The following is a 15,771-nucleotide window of genomic DNA, read 5'->3' as shown; positions in this document are numbered from 1 at the left end:
AACCGAGACTCAATGGGTGCCTTTATAGACACAAGGCATTAGGACAATAGACGACGGTGGTTGTTCTGAATCTTTCGAAGTAGGACAATTGTCGGCTTCCCGACATCATCAGCGATATTGAATGGCCTTCCTCGCACTCGGTATTAACCACAAGACTGCCTCCGTAGACGTGCGCGAGCGCGTGGCGTTTACGCCAGAGCAGTTGGTTGAGGCCTTGCAGCAGCTCTGCCGGCTCACCGACAGTCGCGAAGCTGCGATCCTTTCGACCTGCAATCGCAGCGAGCTTTATATAGAGCAGGAACATCTTTCAGCGGATGTCGTGCTGCGCTGGCTGGCCGATTACCACCATTTAGACCTCGACGACCTGCGCGCGAGCGCTTATGTGCATGAAGAGGATGCGGCAGTTCGTCACATGATGCGTGTGGCTGCCGGGCTCGATTCGCTGGTGTTGGGCGAGCCGCAGATCCTCGGCCAGATGAAGTCCGCCTACGCCGTAGCGCGGGAGGCCGGCACCGTTGGCCCGCTGCTGGGCCGGCTGTTCCAGGCCACGTTCAATTCCGCCAAGCAAGTGCGCACCGACACCGCCATCGGCGAAAACCCGGTGTCCGTGGCATTTGCCGCGGTCAGCCTGGCCAAGCAGATTTTCAGTGACTTGCAACGCAGCCAGGCCCTGCTGATCGGCGCAGGCGAGACCATTACCCTGGTCGCCCGTCACCTGCATGACCTGGGGGTGAAGCGTATCGTCGTTGCCAACCGCACCCTGGAACGTGCCAGCATCCTCGCTGAACAGTTCGGTGCGCATGCCGTATTGTTGTCGGATATCCCGGCCGAGCTGGTGCGCAGCGATATCGTCATCAGCTCCACCGCCAGCCAGTTGCCGATCTTGGGCAAGGGCGCGGTTGAGAGTGCATTGAAACTGCGCAAGCACAAACCTATCTTCATGGTAGACATCGCCGTTCCCCGGGATATCGAGCCAGAAGTCGGCGAGTTGGACGACGTTTACCTCTATAGCGTCGACGATTTGCACGAAGTGGTCGCCGAAAACCTCAAGAGCCGCCAGGGTGCCGCCCAGGCCGCCGAGGAAATGGTCAGCACCGGTGCCGAAGATTTCATGGTGCGCCTGCGTGAGTTGGCGGCGGTGGACGTGCTCAAGGCGTATCGTCAGCAAGGCGAGCGCCTGCGCGACGAGGAGCTGATCAAGGCCCAGCGCTTGCTGGCCAACGGTAGCAGCGCCGAGGAAGTGTTGATGCAACTGGCGCGTGGCCTCACTAACAAATTGCTCCACGCACCCAGCGTACAATTAAAAAAGCTTACCGCCGAAGGCCGCCTCGATGCGCTGGCCATGGCCCAGGAACTCTTTGCCCTCGGTGAGGGCGCGTCAGAAAGCTCTTCGGATAAAAAACCGCAATGAAAGCGTCACTGCTCAATAAACTGGACGTGCTCCAGGACCGTTTCGAAGAACTGACCGCCTTGCTTGGCGACGGCGAGGTCATCTCCGATCAGGCCAAGTTCCGCGCCTATTCCAAGGAATACGCCGAAGTTGAGCCGATTGTAGCCACCTACAAGCACCTGACCAAAGTGCAGGCCGACCTCGAAGGCGCCCAGGCGCTGCTCAAGGACAGCGACCCGGACATGCGCGAAATGGCCGTGGAAGAAGTCCGCGAAGCCAAGGAAAAACTGGCCGAGCTGGAAGGCGACCTGCAGCGCATGTTGCTGCCCAAGGATCCGAATGACGGGCGCAACGTGTTCCTCGAAATCCGTGCCGGCACCGGCGGTGACGAGGCTGCGATCTTCTCCGGCGACCTGTTCCGCATGTATTCGCGCTATGCCGAACGTCGCGGTTGGCGTGTGGAGATCCTGTCCGAGAATGAAGGCGAGCACGGCGGCTATAAAGAAGTCATCGCGCGGGTCGAAGGCGATAACGTCTATGGCAAGCTCAAGTTCGAATCCGGCGCGCACCGCGTACAACGCGTCCCGGCCACTGAATCCCAAGGCCGTATCCACACCTCGGCGTGTACTGTCGCGGTGTTGCCCGAGCCGGACGAACAGGAAGCCATCGAGATCAACCCGGCCGACTTGCGCGTCGACACCTACCGCTCGTCGGGCGCGGGTGGTCAGCACGTCAACAAGACCGACTCGGCGATCCGCATCACTCACTTACCCTCGGGCATCGTGGTGGAGTGCCAGGAAGAACGTTCCCAGCACAAGAACCGTGCGCGGGCCATGTCCTGGCTGTCGGCCAAGCTCAACGACCAGCAGACCAGCGCCGCCGCCAACGCGATTGCCAGCGAGCGCAAGTTGCTGGTGGGCTCGGGCGACCGCTCCGAGCGCATCCGCACCTACAACTTTGCCCAGGGCCGGGTCACCGACCACCGGGTCAACCTCACGCTTTACTCCCTGGACGAGATTCTCGCCGGTGGCGTAGACGCCGTGATCGAGCCATTGCTCGCCGAATACCAGGCGGATCAACTCGCGGCGATAGGTGAATAAATGACCATCATCGCCAGCCTGCTGCGCGCCGCCGACCTTCCGGATTCGCCCACTGCGCGCCTGGATGCCGAATTGTTGTTGGCGGCGGCTCTGGGCAAGTCGCGCAGCTACTTGCACACCTGGCCCGAGAAAATCGTCACCAGTGAAGACGCGCTGACTTTTGCCGGTTACCTGCAACGCCGTCGCGGCGGTGAGCCGGTGGCCTACATCCTCGGCCAGCAAGGCTTTTGGAAGCTGGACCTGGAAGTCGCGCCCCATACGCTGATCCCGCGCCCGGACACCGAGCTGCTGGTGGAAGCTGCCCTGGAATTGTTGCCTGCCACGCCCGCCAAGGTCCTCGACCTGGGCACCGGCAGCGGTGCCATCGCCTTGGCCCTGGCCAGCGAACGCCCGGCCTGGCAGGTCACCGCCGTCGACCGCGTGCTGGAAGCCGTGGCCCTGGCCGAGCGCAACCGCCAGCGCCTGCACCTCAAGAACGCCACCGTGCTGAACAGCCACTGGTTCAGCGCGCTGCAAGGTCACACCTATGACCTGATCATCAGCAACCCGCCGTACATCGCCGACAACGACGCGCACCTGGTGGCGGGCGATGTGCGCTTTGAGCCGGCCAGCGCGCTGGTGGCCGGTCATGATGGCTTGGACGACCTGCGCTTGATCATCAAAGAAGCCCCCGCGCACCTGAATGCCGGCGGGCGACTGCTGTTGGAGCACGGTTACGACCAGGCCCCGGCCGTGCGTGACCTGCTGTTGAGCGAAGGGTTTGAGGACGTTCACAGCCGCATCGACCTCGGCGGCCACGAGCGCATCACCCTGGGACGCCGGCCGTGCTGACCGATCAGGAGCTGTTGCGCTATAGCCGACAGATTCTGTTGCAACATGTCGACATTGACGGCCAATTGCGCCTGAAAAACGGCCGTGCCTTGATCGTCGGTCTCGGTGGCCTGGGCGCGCCCGTTGCGCTGTACCTGGCGGCGGCGGGCGTGGGCGAACTGCATCTGGCGGACTTCGACACCGTCGACCTGACCAACCTGCAACGCCAGATCATCCATGACACCGACAGTGTCGGGCAGACCAAGGTCGACTCGGCCCTGCGCCGCCTGACCGCGATCAACCCCGATGTCACGCTGATTGCCCACCGTTCTGCGCTGGATGCCGATTCCCTGGCCGCCGCGGTAGACGCTGTGGATGTAGTGCTCGATTGCAGCGACAACTTCTCCACCCGTGAAGCGGTGAATGCCGCCTGCGTCGCCGCCGGCAAGCCATTGATCAGCGGCGCGGCGATTCGCCTTGAAGGGCAATTGTCGGTATTCGACCCACGTCGCGCCGACAGCCCCTGCTACCACTGTTTATATGGGCACGGCAGCGACACCGAACTCACCTGCAGCGAAGCCGGCGTGATCGGCCCACTGGTTGGGCTGGTCGGTAGCCTGCAAGCCTTGGAAGCCTTGAAACTGCTGGCCGGTTTCGGCGAGCCGCTGGTGGGCCGCCTGTTGCTTATCGATGCCTTGACCACGCGTTTTCGCGAATTGCGCGTCAAGCGTGACCCCGGCTGCAGCGTGTGCGGGACGCACCATGGTTAAGGGCGCGCCGATCGGTGTGTTCGATTCCGGTATCGGCGGGTTGACCGTGCTGGACGAAATCCAGCAACTGTTGCCCCACGAATCACTGTTGTATGTGGCCGATTGCGGGCACATCCCCTACGGCGAGAAAAGCCCGGCATTTATCCTTGAGCGTTCGCGGCGGGTGGCGGCGTTTTTCCGGGAGCAGGGCGCCAAGGCGTTCGTGATTGCCTGTAATACCGCGACCGTCGCCGCCGTCGCCGACCTGCGCCTGGATTTTCCTGACTGGCCACTGGTAGGCATGGAGCCGGCCGTCAAACCCGCAGCCGCGGCCACTCGCAGTGGCGTCGTCGGGGTGCTTGCCACCACCGGCACGCTGCAGAGCGCCAAGTTCGCTGCGTTGCTCGACCGATTCGCTACCGATGTGAAGGTCATCACCCAGCCGTGCCCGGGCCTGGTCGAACTGATTGAAAGCGGTGACCTGACCAGCCCAGCCCTGCGCCAATTGTTGCAGAGGTACATCGAGCCGCTGCTCAACGCCGGTTGCGACACCGTTATCCTCGGCTGCACCCACTACCCCTTCCTCAAGCCGCTCCTGGCGCAGATGCTGCCCCCCAGCATCATTCTCATCGACACCGGCGCCGCCGTGGCCCGCCAGCTCAAGCGTTTGCTGGGCGAGCGCGAGTTGCTGGCCGACGGCAATCCAGAACCTGCGCAGTTCTGGACCAGCGGCGATGTGTATCACTTAAGAAATATCCTACCAACACTATGGAAATATCCGGGCGATGTGCGAAGCTTCGCTTCGTGAAAAATTCGTGAAATGTCGACGTTATAAGCTGGAACTTCTGACTACACGCCAGCTTCTATAGCGAGATTGCCTGTAAAAAATTCTATAACTTCGTTCGGAAAGGATGTTTCTTATGAAGCGCTTGTTCTGTTTGGCTGCGATTGCGGCCGCTGTAGTGGGGCACTCTGTTTCGGCGCAGGCCGCCGGCCTGGAGTTCGGTGTGGGGAGCACGAGCGATTCGACCATGACCTATCGGCTGGGGCTGACATCGGACTGGGACAAAAGCTGGTGGCAGAGCGATACCGGTCGACTGACCGGTTACTGGAGCGGTGCCTACACCTATTGGGATGGCGACAAGCGCGCCAGCGCCAGCAGCCTGTCGTTCTCGCCGGTATTTGTGTATGAATTTGCCGGCGAATCGGTGAAGCCTTACATCGAGGCCGGGATCGGGGTGGCGGTGTTCTCGCGCACCAAGCTGGAAGACAACAACATCGGCCAGGCCTTCCAGTTCGAAGACCGACTGGGCTTTGGCCTGCGCTTCGCGGGTGGGCATGAGGTGGGCATTCGTGCCACGCATTATTCCAATGCGGGCATCAGCAGCAATAACGATGGGGTAGAGAGCTACTCGTTGCACTACACCTTGCCGCTCTAAACACACACCTCACTGTAGGAGCCGGCTTGCCGGCGATAGCGGCCTTGAGACTTATAGTGCTCTCAAGGATCTCATCGCCGGCAAGCCGGCTCCTACAGGATGTAATTCAATCAGCGGTAGGCCGTGGCAATCCCCTGGCGCTCTTCCAGGCACTCCGGTGCCCCCATCTCGAACTCCCGGCAGATCAGCGGGCGTCGCTCGTAGATCGTGCACATCATGGTGTCCCGATCCAGCGCCGCGCACCAGCCGTCGTCCAGGCGCAGCATCACTTCGCCGCCCCAGTCATCGGTGTCAATATAACGCTCCGGCACGCCCGTGTCGGTGATCAGCATCACTTCCAGCTGGCAGCAGCAGGCCGCGCACGTCGAGCAGGTGACGGCGGGTTCGGCGATTTGAGTATGGGGGATGTTGGTCATAGGCGCGCAGTGTAAGGCAAGCGAGTGACACAGGTGTGAAACGACTGACAGACGTCAGCGCGCCAACCGATGCAACCCCACGAATACCAAGGCCCACAGCAGCGCCAGCGCCGCCATCGTGGGGGCGAGGCCATAACCAAACTGCACCCCCGCCAATTGGCTGCCGGCGTAGTAGGAAAGCGGGCCGCCGAATGCGCCCAGTGCCGCCGCACGCCACCAGGGGCGGGCGCTCCAGGCCAGGCAATGGCGCAGTGTCGTCGCCAGCAATGCCCACAACAGGATCAACCAGAAGGGAATCAGCGGGCCCGGCTCGGTGAACTGAAACACGCCGAGCGTGCGCAACGCAGTGTCCAAGAGCGTACCCAGGACAGTAACGCTGAGGATCAGCCTGGCGTCTGCGGCCCACGAACATATCCACAACAGATGGACGGCCAGCACCGCCAGCCCAACCAGTAACCACGCGCTGTCACCGCCGAGCACGCAAGCAAACCAGCCGCACTGAAAGAGCGCGGCGTTGGCCAGGGTCTTAAGCACTGAAGCGACCGAGCAGCGGCGGGTTGATCGCCGAAGGTTTGGCCAGCAGCAATTGCGCCGTGCCGATGGTGCGCTCCATGAAGCCACCCTCGCAGTAGCACAGGTAAAACTCCCACAGGCGCAGGAAATACTCGTCGTAGCCCAGTTCGGCGAGGCGACCGTGGGCGCGGCGAAAATTCTCATGCCACAGGCGCAGGGTTCGCGCGTAATGCAGGCCAAAATCCTCCATGTGCAGCAGGTTCATATCGGTATCGCGGCTGACGATGTGCAGCATGTTCTGCACGCAGGGCAGGGCGCCGCCGGGGAAGATGTAGCGCTGGATAAAGTCCACGCTGCGTTTGGCCTGTTCAAAGCGTTGCTCACGAATGGTGATGGCTTGCAGCAACATCAGGCCGTCGCTCTTGAGCAAGTGCGCGCACTGTTTGAAGTAGGTCGGCAGGAAGCGATGGCCCACCGCCTCGATCATCTCGATGGACACCAGCTTGTCATATTGGCCGGTAAGGTCGCGGTAATCCTGCAGCAACAGCGTGACCTGGTCTTGCAGCCCCAGGGCCGCGATGCGTTGCGCGGTGTAGGCGAACTGTTCCTTGGACAAGGTCGTGGTGGTGACCTTGCAACCGTAATGTTGCGCGGCGTAAAGCGCCATGCTGCCCCAGCCGGTGCCGATCTCCAGCAGGTGGTCGGTGGGCTTGAGGGCGAGCTTTTGGCAGATGCGTTCCAGCTTGTTCAACTGTGCCTGCTCCAGGGTGTCGTCCGGGGTCAGGAATTGCGCCGCCGAATACATCATGGTCGGGTCGAGGAATTCCTCGAACAAGTCATTGCCGAGGTCATAGTGGGCAGCGATGTTTTTCTGCGAGCCCTTGCGCGTATTGCGGTTGAGCCAGTGCAGCCCCTGGGTGAACGGCCGCGCCAGGCGCGCCAGGCCACCTTCCATTGCGTCGAGTACGTCCAGGTTGCTGACCATTACACGCACAACGGCGGTCAGGTCCGGGCTGGTCCAGTAGCCGTGGATAAACGCCTCGCCGGCGCCGATGGAACCGTTGGCCGCCACCAGGCCCCACACGGCTGAATCGACGATCTGGATTTCCCCCAGCAAGTGCGCTTCCCGTGCGCCGAATACCTGCCGTTCGCCCTCCTCGATCACCACCAGCTGGCCATGGCGCAGTTGGCTGAGTTGACGCAGTACCGCCTTGCGCAACAGCGCGGCGGTCATGCCATTGACGTTCAGGCGGTTGCCCTTGACCGATAAGCTAGGGGATTTCATGGCGGCGATCCTTGGTATACCCGACTGCGGTGCGAGAGGCGCCATCGGCGGCCTGGTGGGAGAAAATCGGTGTGCGTTTGAGCAAGAGGCGCATGGCCTGCCAGTAGATCGCGAGGCAGGTCTTGGCGGTCATCCAGGGGAAGCGCCACAGGTAGCGATGCAGGCTGGCGCGGTTGAGCGGTTCTTTTTGCAGGCTCAAGGTTGCGTCGAAGACTTTTTGCGTGCCCTGCCAGTCGGCCATGTGCACGCCGAGCCGGGTAGCGGGCGGGCTGAAGCTCATGCGGTATTCCAGGTCGCGTGGCAAGAACGGCGACACATGGAAGGCCTTGGCCACGGCAAAATGCTGATGCTCATCCGCACTCAAGGCCTGGGCTGGCAGCACATAGTGGTAGCGCTCGCGCCATGGGGTGTTGGTCACTTCACACAGGATCGCGGCCAGACGTCCGTCGGCCTCGAAGCAGTAGAAGAAACTCACGGGGTTAAAAGCCAGGCCCCAACTGCGGGCCTGGGTCAGTAGGCAGATAACGCCCTGGGGTGTATGCCCCAGTGCCTTGCCGACTTCCTGGCGCACGGCATCGCTCAAGCTCATGCCGGTGCGCGTCAATTCACGCAGGTAGTCCTGCTGACGAAAACCAAAGGGGGCCAGGCGGCTGCGCCCGGCCAGGGGCGACAATCCCATTACTTCGTGTTCTTCGCTCAGGTCCAGGTACAGCAAGCCGATGCGGTAGCGAAAGGCGTGGGCCTTGGGCGCAAACCGGCGGTGGGCAATCCAGCCGCTGTACAGGGCGCTGTTCACAGGCTTTCCCCAAACGCCTGGGCCACGTGCAGGGCGCTGACCACGCCGTCTTCGTGAAAACCATTGGCCCAATAGGCGCCGCAGTAAAAGGTATGGCGCACGCCGGATATTTCGTCGCGACGCGCCTGCGCCGCTACCGCCGCCAGGCTGTATTGCGGATGGGCATAGGTGTAGCGGGCAAGAATCTTCAGCGGGTTGATCATTTGCGTCTGGTTGAGACTGACGCAGAACGTAGTGTCGCTGTCGATGCCTTGCAGGATGTTCATGTCATAGGTGACCGCCGCCTGCGTCTGCCGGTTGGCGTTGAGCCGGTAGTTCCAGCTGGCCCAGGCCAGTTTGCGGTCGGGTAACAGGCGCGTGTCGGTGTGCAGCACCACATCATTGTCGGCGTAGGGCAGTGCGCCCAATATATGCTGCTCGGCCTGGCTGGGGTCACCGAGCAACGCCAGCGCCTGGTCGCTGTGGCAGGCAAACACCACCTTGTCGAAGGCCTCCGTGCCGGCAGCACTGTGGACCACCACGCCCTCTGCATCGCGCTCCACCAGATGCACCGGGCAGTCGAGTCGGATCTGTTCGCGAAAGCTGTGGGTCAGGGGTTCGATATAGCTGCTTGAGCCGCCCTCGATCACACACCACTGTGGCCGGTTGTTCACCGAGAGCAGCCCGTGGTTTTTGAAAAACCGCACGAAGAACTGCAACGGAAACTTCAGCATGTCCACCAAGGACATCGACCAGATCGCGGCACCCATTGGCACGATGTAATGCAGGATAAACCGCGGGCCATATCCTTTCGCTTCGAGGTAATCCCCCAGGGTCATGTCGGCGCTGATGCGTTGCTCTTGCAGGTCCAGCGGTGCCTCGCGATTGAAGCGCAGGATGTCACGCAACATCCCCCAGAACCCCGGCGAAAGGATGTTGCGCCGCTGGGCAAACAGGCTGTTGAGATTGTTGCCGTTGTACTCGAACCGAGTGTTTTCGTCGCACACCGAAAAGCTCATTTCAGTGGGTTTGAACGTCACGCCGATCTGCCCCAACAGGCGGATGAAATTGGGGTAGGTCCAGTCGTTGAACACGATAAAACCGGTGTCTACCGCGTAGCGCTGACCCTCGACCGTCACGTTGACGGTATGGGTGTGCCCGCCGACGCGGTCACCCGCTTCGAACACGGTGATGTCATGACGGCGGCTGAGCAGGTAGGCGCTGGTCAGCCCCGCAATGCCGCTGCCGATGATGGCGATCTTCACAGGTCGTCCTTTTTCGGCGGCGGGCTGCGCAGCATGCGCTTGCCGATGATCAGTTGTGCGCGGTTGGGCAGTTTTGACAGCGGCCAGAGGGTAGCGATAAACAGGGCGGGAAAGGCGATCTCCAGCGGACGTTTTTCCAGCTTGGCGAAGATGTGCCGGGCGGCTTTGTCTGCCGACCAACTGAGCGGCATGGGGAAGTCATTGCGTTCGGTCAGTGGCGTATCGACGAAGCCCGGACTGATCACGGTCACGTCGATATTTTCCGGCGACAGGCTGATGCGCAGGGATTCGAACAGGTAGCGCAAGCCCGCCTTGGAGGCACCATAGGCTTCGGCGCGCGGCATGGGCAGGTAGGTGACGGCGCTGGCGACGCCCACCAGGTGCGGCGTTTGTCCGGCGCGCAACAGTGGCAGGGCGGCTTCGATGCAATAACTGCTGGCCAACAGGTTTGTGCGTACCACGTGCTCGATGATCGATGAATCAAACTGCCGCGCGTCCACATACTCACAGGTACCGGCATTGAGGATCACCGTGTCCAGGGACCCCCAGACCACGCCGATATGCTCGCCGATCTCACGCACGGTCTGGCTGTTGGTCAGGTCGCCGGCCACCACTAATACCTGGCCGGGGAAACGCTGGGCGAGTGCCTCCAGCGGTCCTTTGGTGCGCGAGCTGAGCGCCACATGGGCGCCGCTGTTGAGCAGCTCCACGGCCAACGCGGCACCGATGCCACTGCTGGCGCCAGTCAGCCAATAACGACGGGGCGGTGTCAGGCTCATCCCATTCTCCTTTTCAGCCAACTGATAACGCTGCCCAGCACAGGCAAGTGTTCATACAGCATGGCGCCGGCATCGAAAAAATCGCGGTGGCGGTACACCTTGTCACGCCACATCAAGTGCGAGCAGCCTTCCACCCGGATCACCTTGCCGTTGGCCAGGCGCGGGTGGCAAAAACTCATCTTCCAGCGCAGGTAACCCTCGCCTTCGGCGACCTGGTCGAAACTGTGGAAGTCAAAGCGCAACTGGCTGACGTTGCTATACAGATCGGCGAAGTAACGGTGCATGGCAGGCAAGCCGTGGACTTCGTGCAACGGGTCGGCAAAGGCGATGTCCTGGCTGTACAGGCTGTCGAGCAGGTGCAGGTTGTGCTTGTCCAGCGTGGCAAAGGCCTGGGCGAAGCGGCGCAGGAAGTCACTCATGCTCACCCCCTGCGGCCTGGCGCGAGGGCAGGCTGCGGAAGGCGGCCAGCGCACGTTCACGGGATTTTTTCAGGTCGACGATCGAGCGCGGGTAGTCAGCCACGCCGAACAAGCCGCCAGCCGCTTCGGGGTTGTGCACATCCTTTTTATTCAGCGCGGCCAGTTCCGGCAGCCAGTGCTTGATAAACACGCCTTCAGCGTCGAATTTCTCCGACTGACTCAACGGGCTGAAAATCCGGAAGTACGGCGCCGAGTCGGTGCCGGTGGATGAACTCCACTGCCAGCCGCCGTTATTCGCCGCCAGGTCGCCGTCGATCAGGTGACGCATAAAGAAGCGCTCGCCTTCGCGCCAGTCGATCAGCAGGTTCTTGGTCAGGAACATCGCCACTACCATGCGCAGGCGGTTATGCATCCAGCCGGTTTCCAGCAGTTGGCGCATGGCGGCATCGATAATCGGCAGGCCGGTGCGCGCTTCCTGCCAGGCAGCGAGGTCCTTGGGCGCGTTGCGCCAGGCCACGGCTTCGGTCTCGGGGCGGAACGCGCGGTGGCGTGACACCCGGGGGTAGCCCACCAGAATGTGCTTGTAGAACTCGCGCCACAGCAACTCGTTGACCCAGGTGATGGCGCCCATGTCGCCGCTTTCGAATTCGCCGCCATTGGTTTGCAGTGCGGCATGCAGGCACTGGCGCGGCGAAACCACGCCTGCCGCAAGGTAGGCGGAGAGCTGGCTGGTGCCGGGCTTGGCGGGGAAATCACGCTCGTCCTTGTAGTAGCTGATTTGCTGATCGGCAAAGGCATCGAGGCGGCGGCGGGCTTCTTCCTCACCTGCCGGCCACAGCGCCCGTAGGGCCTCGCTGGGTGGCTCGAAACCGTCGACTGTCGTGGGCACCGGATCGCTTTTGAGCGTGAGCACAGCCTGCGCTTTTGGCGCCGCGACCCTGCGGGGCAGGGCGCTGTGCAGGCGGGTGTAGCAGACCTTGCGAAATTGGCTGAACACCTGGAAATACGTACCGGTCTTGGTCAGAACGCTGCCGGGCTGGAAGAACAGTTGGTCCAGGTAGCTGTGGAAGCTCACGCCTTGTGCGTCCAAGGCCTTGGAGACGGCCGCATCGCGACGGCTTTCGTGGATGCCGTATTCCTCGTTGACGTGCACCGACGCCACCGACAGCTCGTGGCACAGCTGGCTCAGCACGTCGGGCGCCTGATCCCAGGTGGCAGCGGTGCGGATCAGCAGGGGAATGTTCAGCTCGCCGAGCGTTTTGCTCAGCACCTGCAGGTTGCGCAGCCAGAAATCCACTTTGCACGGCGCATCGTCGTGGACCAACCACTGTTCGGGCGTGATCAGGTACACCGCCGCAATCGGGCCTCGCTGGCTTGCGGCGGCCAGTGCGGTGTTGTCGTGTAGGCGCAGGTCGGTGCGCAGCCAGATCAGATGCATTTAAACAAGTCCACGCTGGATCAGTAGCTGGTGGGCCGACAACGGCTCTTCGGCGCTGAACAATTGAGGGATGTCACGGCTTAATACGGCCAACTCGGCCTGGTGGATGCATACCGTTGGTCCGACGATTAACGTTGGGCATTGGATGCCGCTGAGAAGTTTGGCGAAAGCCGACAAGTGGAGGGCCTTGCTCGAATACAGCAGCACGGCGCGCGGTTGCAGGTGTTCCGCCGCCAGGGCCAGTTCACCGGCGGGCAGCGGCCAGTCGAAGACTTCTACCGGGCAGTCGGCACTGCTGGCCAGCCAGGCGCTGAGCCACAGGTGCGGCTCCAGCGGCAGGTCTGATTGATTCACCAGCAACAAGGGCGCGCCGTGTAACTGGCGGTTGTTGTGGTAGATGCGTGCACCGAATTTGCTGCGCAGCCAGGACAGGAAAAATACCCGCTCCATCTGTGCGCCGAATTGGCCCTGCCAACGCTGTTCCAGCTCCTGGAGCAATGGCAGCAACAATTGCTCGCACAAGGTGCGGGGCGGGTACAGCGCCATGGCCTGGTTGAAGGCATCGTCGACCCGGCGCTCGGCCAATTCGCTGATGGCTTGCACCAGGTTCTGGCGCAGGGTGTGCCATTCATTTTCGCCGGCATCGGGAAGGGCTTGGGCGGAGTCGATCAGGCCCTTAACCTGGCTGACCGGCACGCCGCGATTGAGCCAAGTGAGAATGGTGTGGATACGTTGGACATGGTCGGCGCTGAACAGTCGATGACCCTTGGGCGTGCGTTGGGGCACGATCAGGCCGTAACGGCGTTCCCAGGCGCGCAGGGTCACGGCGTTGACGCCGGTCTGGCGCGCCACTTCGCGGATCGGCAGCCAGCCGTCCTCGAGGGCTTGGGCGATGTCTTCGCCGGGTTCGTCTAGCAGGGCAGCTTTCATGGTCTAGATCGCATTTCGCAGGCTGAGGTTTTCCGGGTGCGGTTGCAGGTAGGCCTGCTGCGCGATGTAGCGGTCCGGGTGTTGGCGAAAGTGGTGCTTGAGCAGGGTCATCGGCACCACCAATGGCACGATGCCGTGGCGGTACTGGCCGATGACGGTTTGCATTTCCTGCTTGTCGTCGGCGCTGATGGCTTGCTTGAGGTAGCCACTGATGTGTTGCAGCACATTGGTGTGGGTGCCTCGGGTGGCGCATTTGGTCAGGCCGGTCATCAATTCGCTGAAATAGCCACTGGCCAATTCATCCAGGTTGGCGCCCTTGGTCATGCTGCCCAGCAGGTGACCGAGGCTTTTGTAGTGCGCCGGGCTGTGGGCCATCAACAAGTATTTGTAGCGCGAATGAAAGGCCAGCAGGCGATGACGGGTCAGGCCTTCGGCCAGCAGCTTTTGCCAGCTGGCGTACACGAATACACGGGTCAGGAAGTTTTCACGCAGCACGGGGTCGTTGAGCCGACCGTCTTCTTCCACCGGCAGGTTGGGGTGGCGGGCACAAAAGGCCTGGGCGTAGATACCACGACCGCCGCCGTCCACCGGGGTGCCGTTGTCGCGGTACACCTTGACCCGCTCCAGGCCACAGGACGGTGACTTCTGCATGAAGATGTAGCCGCACAGGTCAGTGTGTTCTGCCGCCATCTGTTGGCCGTAATCGTCCAGAGGCTGGGTGACGTTCAGCTCACGGTGCACAGTGCCGACGGCTTGCGGGTGGGCAGGGTCGCCCACCAGGCGGATGGGTTCGCGCGGGATACCCAGGCCAATGGCGACTTCGGGGCACAGTGGCACAAAGTCGAAATAGTCGGCGAGGGTCTGGCTGCACAGCAGGGATTGTTTATGGCCGCCGTTGAAGCGCACGTTCTCGCCCAACAGGCAGGCGCTGATGGCGATCTTCGGTTTGGTGGTGCTGGACATACGCGAACCCTCTGCAAGATTCCTGTACAAGATTAAAATCTTGTACAACTAAATCTCATCATAGGTTCGATGCTGTACAAGTCAAATTATTTGTACAAGTTTTGCGCGCAGGCTATTTCCAGCCGATTTTCCAGGTGTCGATGTCCTGCAGCGTTTGCCAGGGCAGGCGTTCGCTGCGGTGGGTCATGACAGCCTGCAGTTCGATTTCCAGCACGGTGCCTTCTTCGTCACGAAACAACTCGGTGACCAGGAAATGTTTTTCTTTGTTCACTGGGCGCGCTGCTGTCCACTTCGACAGCAGCAACTTGGCGGGATTGATGCGGTTCATTGCAGGTGTTCGATCAAGCGTCGCGCGGCTTCCTGGCCGCTGAGCCAGGCGCCTTCCACACGGCCCGACAGGCACCAGTCGCCACACACGTACAGGCCCAGGTCGGCATCGGCCAGCACGCCGAATTCGTGGCTGCTGGACGGTCGCGCGTAGAGCCAGCGGTGTGCAAGGCTGAACGATGGTGCGGGCATGGCGCTGTGCAGCAGCTCAGCGAAGGCGCCGTGCAGGTGCTCGATCACCGCCTCTTTGGACAGGTCAAGGTGCGCCTTGCTCCACGCGCTGGTGGCATGCAACACCCAGGTGTCGAGGGTGGTGTCGCGCCCCGGTTTGCTGCGGTTGCGTGCCAGCCAGTCGAGAGGGCTGTCCTGTACGAAGCAGCCTTCCATGGGCGTATCCAGCGGTTTATCGAACGCCAGGGCGATGGCCCAGGTCGGGTCCATTTTCACTCCGGCGGCAGCACTTGCGAGCTTGGGGGCGGCAGCCAGCAGGGCAGTGGCCTGGGGCGCCGGAGTGGCGATGATCACGTGGCTGAAGGGGCCGTGGTTTTCTCCGTCGGCATCCAGCAGGTTCCAGTGCTGTTTACCTTGGAATACCTCGGTAATACGGCAACCGAACTCCACCGGCAGGTCATCGAGCAGGGCGCGGGTGATTGCGCTCATGCGCGGCGTGCCGACCCAGCGGATCTGTTCATCGGGGGAGGGAGTGAGCTGGCCAGACTTGAAGTTGTACAGCTGGGGCTTCCATTGCTCGGCCCAGCCGTTGCTTTGCCAGCGCTGCACTTCGTTGACGAAGCGCCGGTCGCGGGCGGTGAAGTATTGCGCGCCCATGTCCAGGGAGCCGGCATCACTGCGCTTGCTGGACATGCGGCCACCACTGCCGCGGCTTTTATCGAAAAGTTGTACAACGTGCCCCGCGTCTCGTAACGCTCGGGCGGCGGAGAGACCGGCGATGCCGGTGCCGATGATCGCGATGGGAACAGTCATGGGAGGCCTCGTTTTACCGTTGGGTACAGACTACGCCGACACCAATAGCTGTACAATATTGTTTTTTGGTATAAGTTTTGGCTTACCTGTTCTTAGGGCGTGGCCTATGGTTAAAGCAGAGGCTTAATCCAACGTTACGCCCGTTCAAAATCGATCCCTGCTTATAAAATAGACCAGTGGTGGGCGGCG

Annotated in this window: 18 protein-coding genes; 6 read left to right on the top strand and 12 right to left on the bottom strand. The window is 61.8% G+C overall.

The window, feature by feature from the left end:
* Window positions 1–121: 121 nt before the first annotated feature.
* From hemA to AC0IYN_RS06550, 6 genes are all read left to right on the top strand, one after another.
* On the top strand, window positions 122–1,411 hold the full coding sequence (hemA, locus tag AC0IYN_RS06575) for a glutamyl-tRNA reductase (protein WP_078046785.1): 1,290 nt from the start codon (window positions 122–124) through the stop codon (window positions 1,409–1,411).
* Entirely contained in the window at window positions 1,408–2,490 is a 1,083-nt protein-coding gene (gene prfA / locus AC0IYN_RS06570) for a peptide chain release factor 1 (RefSeq protein ID WP_012722110.1), read from the top strand. Before hemA ends, prfA begins: the two co-directional genes overlap by 4 nt.
* Window positions 2,491–3,321 (top strand): peptide chain release factor N(5)-glutamine methyltransferase, encoded by an 831-nt coding sequence (gene prmC, locus AC0IYN_RS06565; protein WP_471840848.1) that lies wholly within the window; start codon window positions 2,491–2,493, stop codon window positions 3,319–3,321. It begins immediately after the preceding gene.
* Window positions 3,315–4,070, top strand: coding sequence for a molybdopterin-synthase adenylyltransferase MoeB (locus AC0IYN_RS06560; protein WP_406598447.1), 756 nt, complete (start codon window positions 3,315–3,317; stop codon window positions 4,068–4,070). The genes prmC and AC0IYN_RS06560 overlap by 7 nt, the downstream gene beginning before the upstream one ends.
* Window positions 4,063–4,857: a glutamate racemase gene (gene murI, locus AC0IYN_RS06555; RefSeq protein WP_406598446.1), complete on the top strand. Its 795-nt coding sequence runs from the start codon at window positions 4,063–4,065 to the stop codon at window positions 4,855–4,857. Before AC0IYN_RS06560 ends, murI begins: the two co-directional genes overlap by 8 nt.
* A 112-nt stretch (window positions 4,858–4,969) precedes the next feature.
* Window positions 4,970–5,488 carry an acyloxyacyl hydrolase gene (locus tag AC0IYN_RS06550; RefSeq protein WP_071491044.1) on the top strand — a complete coding sequence of 173 codons (519 nt, stop codon included), beginning with the start codon at window positions 4,970–4,972 and terminating at the stop codon, window positions 5,486–5,488.
* Window positions 5,489–5,598: 110 nt separating this feature from the next.
* Here AC0IYN_RS06550 and AC0IYN_RS06545 read toward each other — a convergent pair whose 3' ends face one another.
* From AC0IYN_RS06545 to AC0IYN_RS06490, 12 genes are all read right to left on the bottom strand, one after another.
* Entirely contained in the window at window positions 5,599–5,904 is a 306-nt protein-coding gene (locus AC0IYN_RS06545) for a YkgJ family cysteine cluster protein (RefSeq protein WP_071491045.1), read from the bottom strand.
* 54 nt (window positions 5,905–5,958) lie between these two features.
* Window positions 5,959–6,438: a DUF2878 domain-containing protein gene (locus AC0IYN_RS06540; protein ID WP_471840846.1), complete on the bottom strand. Its 480-nt coding sequence runs from the start codon at window positions 6,436–6,438 to the stop codon at window positions 5,959–5,961.
* Complete coding sequence (locus tag AC0IYN_RS06535) at window positions 6,431–7,702, bottom strand: class I SAM-dependent methyltransferase (protein WP_406598444.1); 1,272 nt, start codon at window positions 7,700–7,702, stop codon at window positions 6,431–6,433. Before AC0IYN_RS06535 ends, AC0IYN_RS06540 begins: the two co-directional genes overlap by 8 nt.
* The gene (locus AC0IYN_RS06530; protein WP_406598443.1) at window positions 7,689–8,498 is read right to left on the bottom strand and encodes a DUF1365 domain-containing protein; all 810 of its coding nucleotides are present in this window, start codon (window positions 8,496–8,498) and stop codon (window positions 7,689–7,691) included. Before AC0IYN_RS06530 ends, AC0IYN_RS06535 begins: the two co-directional genes overlap by 14 nt.
* Complete coding sequence (locus AC0IYN_RS06525) at window positions 8,495–9,742, bottom strand: NAD(P)/FAD-dependent oxidoreductase (protein ID WP_471840843.1); 1,248 nt, start codon at window positions 9,740–9,742, stop codon at window positions 8,495–8,497. Before AC0IYN_RS06525 ends, AC0IYN_RS06530 begins: the two co-directional genes overlap by 4 nt.
* Complete coding sequence (locus AC0IYN_RS06520; protein WP_406598441.1) at window positions 9,739–10,521, bottom strand: SDR family NAD(P)-dependent oxidoreductase; 783 nt, start codon at window positions 10,519–10,521, stop codon at window positions 9,739–9,741. Before AC0IYN_RS06520 ends, AC0IYN_RS06525 begins: the two co-directional genes overlap by 4 nt.
* A complete protein-coding gene (locus AC0IYN_RS06515) occupies window positions 10,518–10,940 on the bottom strand; it encodes a nuclear transport factor 2 family protein (RefSeq protein WP_406598440.1) in 423 nt (140 codons plus the stop codon). The genes AC0IYN_RS06520 and AC0IYN_RS06515 overlap by 4 nt, the downstream gene beginning before the upstream one ends.
* Entirely contained in the window at window positions 10,933–12,378 is a 1,446-nt protein-coding gene (gene phrB, locus AC0IYN_RS06510; RefSeq protein ID WP_471840841.1) for a deoxyribodipyrimidine photo-lyase, read from the bottom strand. Before phrB ends, AC0IYN_RS06515 begins: the two co-directional genes overlap by 8 nt.
* Entirely contained in the window at window positions 12,379–13,308 is a 930-nt protein-coding gene (locus AC0IYN_RS06505; protein ID WP_471840839.1) for a MerR family transcriptional regulator, read from the bottom strand.
* Between the two features lie 3 nt (window positions 13,309–13,311).
* Window positions 13,312–14,271 (bottom strand): YbgA family protein, encoded by a 960-nt coding sequence (locus AC0IYN_RS06500; RefSeq protein ID WP_406598437.1) that lies wholly within the window; start codon window positions 14,269–14,271, stop codon window positions 13,312–13,314.
* A gap of 112 nt (window positions 14,272–14,383) precedes the next feature.
* Window positions 14,384–14,599 carry a TIGR02450 family Trp-rich protein gene (locus tag AC0IYN_RS06495; RefSeq protein WP_078046799.1) on the bottom strand — a complete coding sequence of 72 codons (216 nt, stop codon included), beginning with the start codon at window positions 14,597–14,599 and terminating at the stop codon, window positions 14,384–14,386.
* Window positions 14,596–15,582: an NAD(P)/FAD-dependent oxidoreductase gene (locus tag AC0IYN_RS06490; protein ID WP_078046800.1), complete on the bottom strand. Its 987-nt coding sequence runs from the start codon at window positions 15,580–15,582 to the stop codon at window positions 14,596–14,598. The genes AC0IYN_RS06495 and AC0IYN_RS06490 overlap by 4 nt, the downstream gene beginning before the upstream one ends.
* Window positions 15,583–15,771 lie beyond the last annotated feature (189 nt).

It is taken from the genome of Pseudomonas sp. AC112 (genome assembly GCF_979253545.1).
Note: the sequence above shows the minus strand (reverse complement) of the source record. Positions and strands in the feature narration are given on the sequence as shown.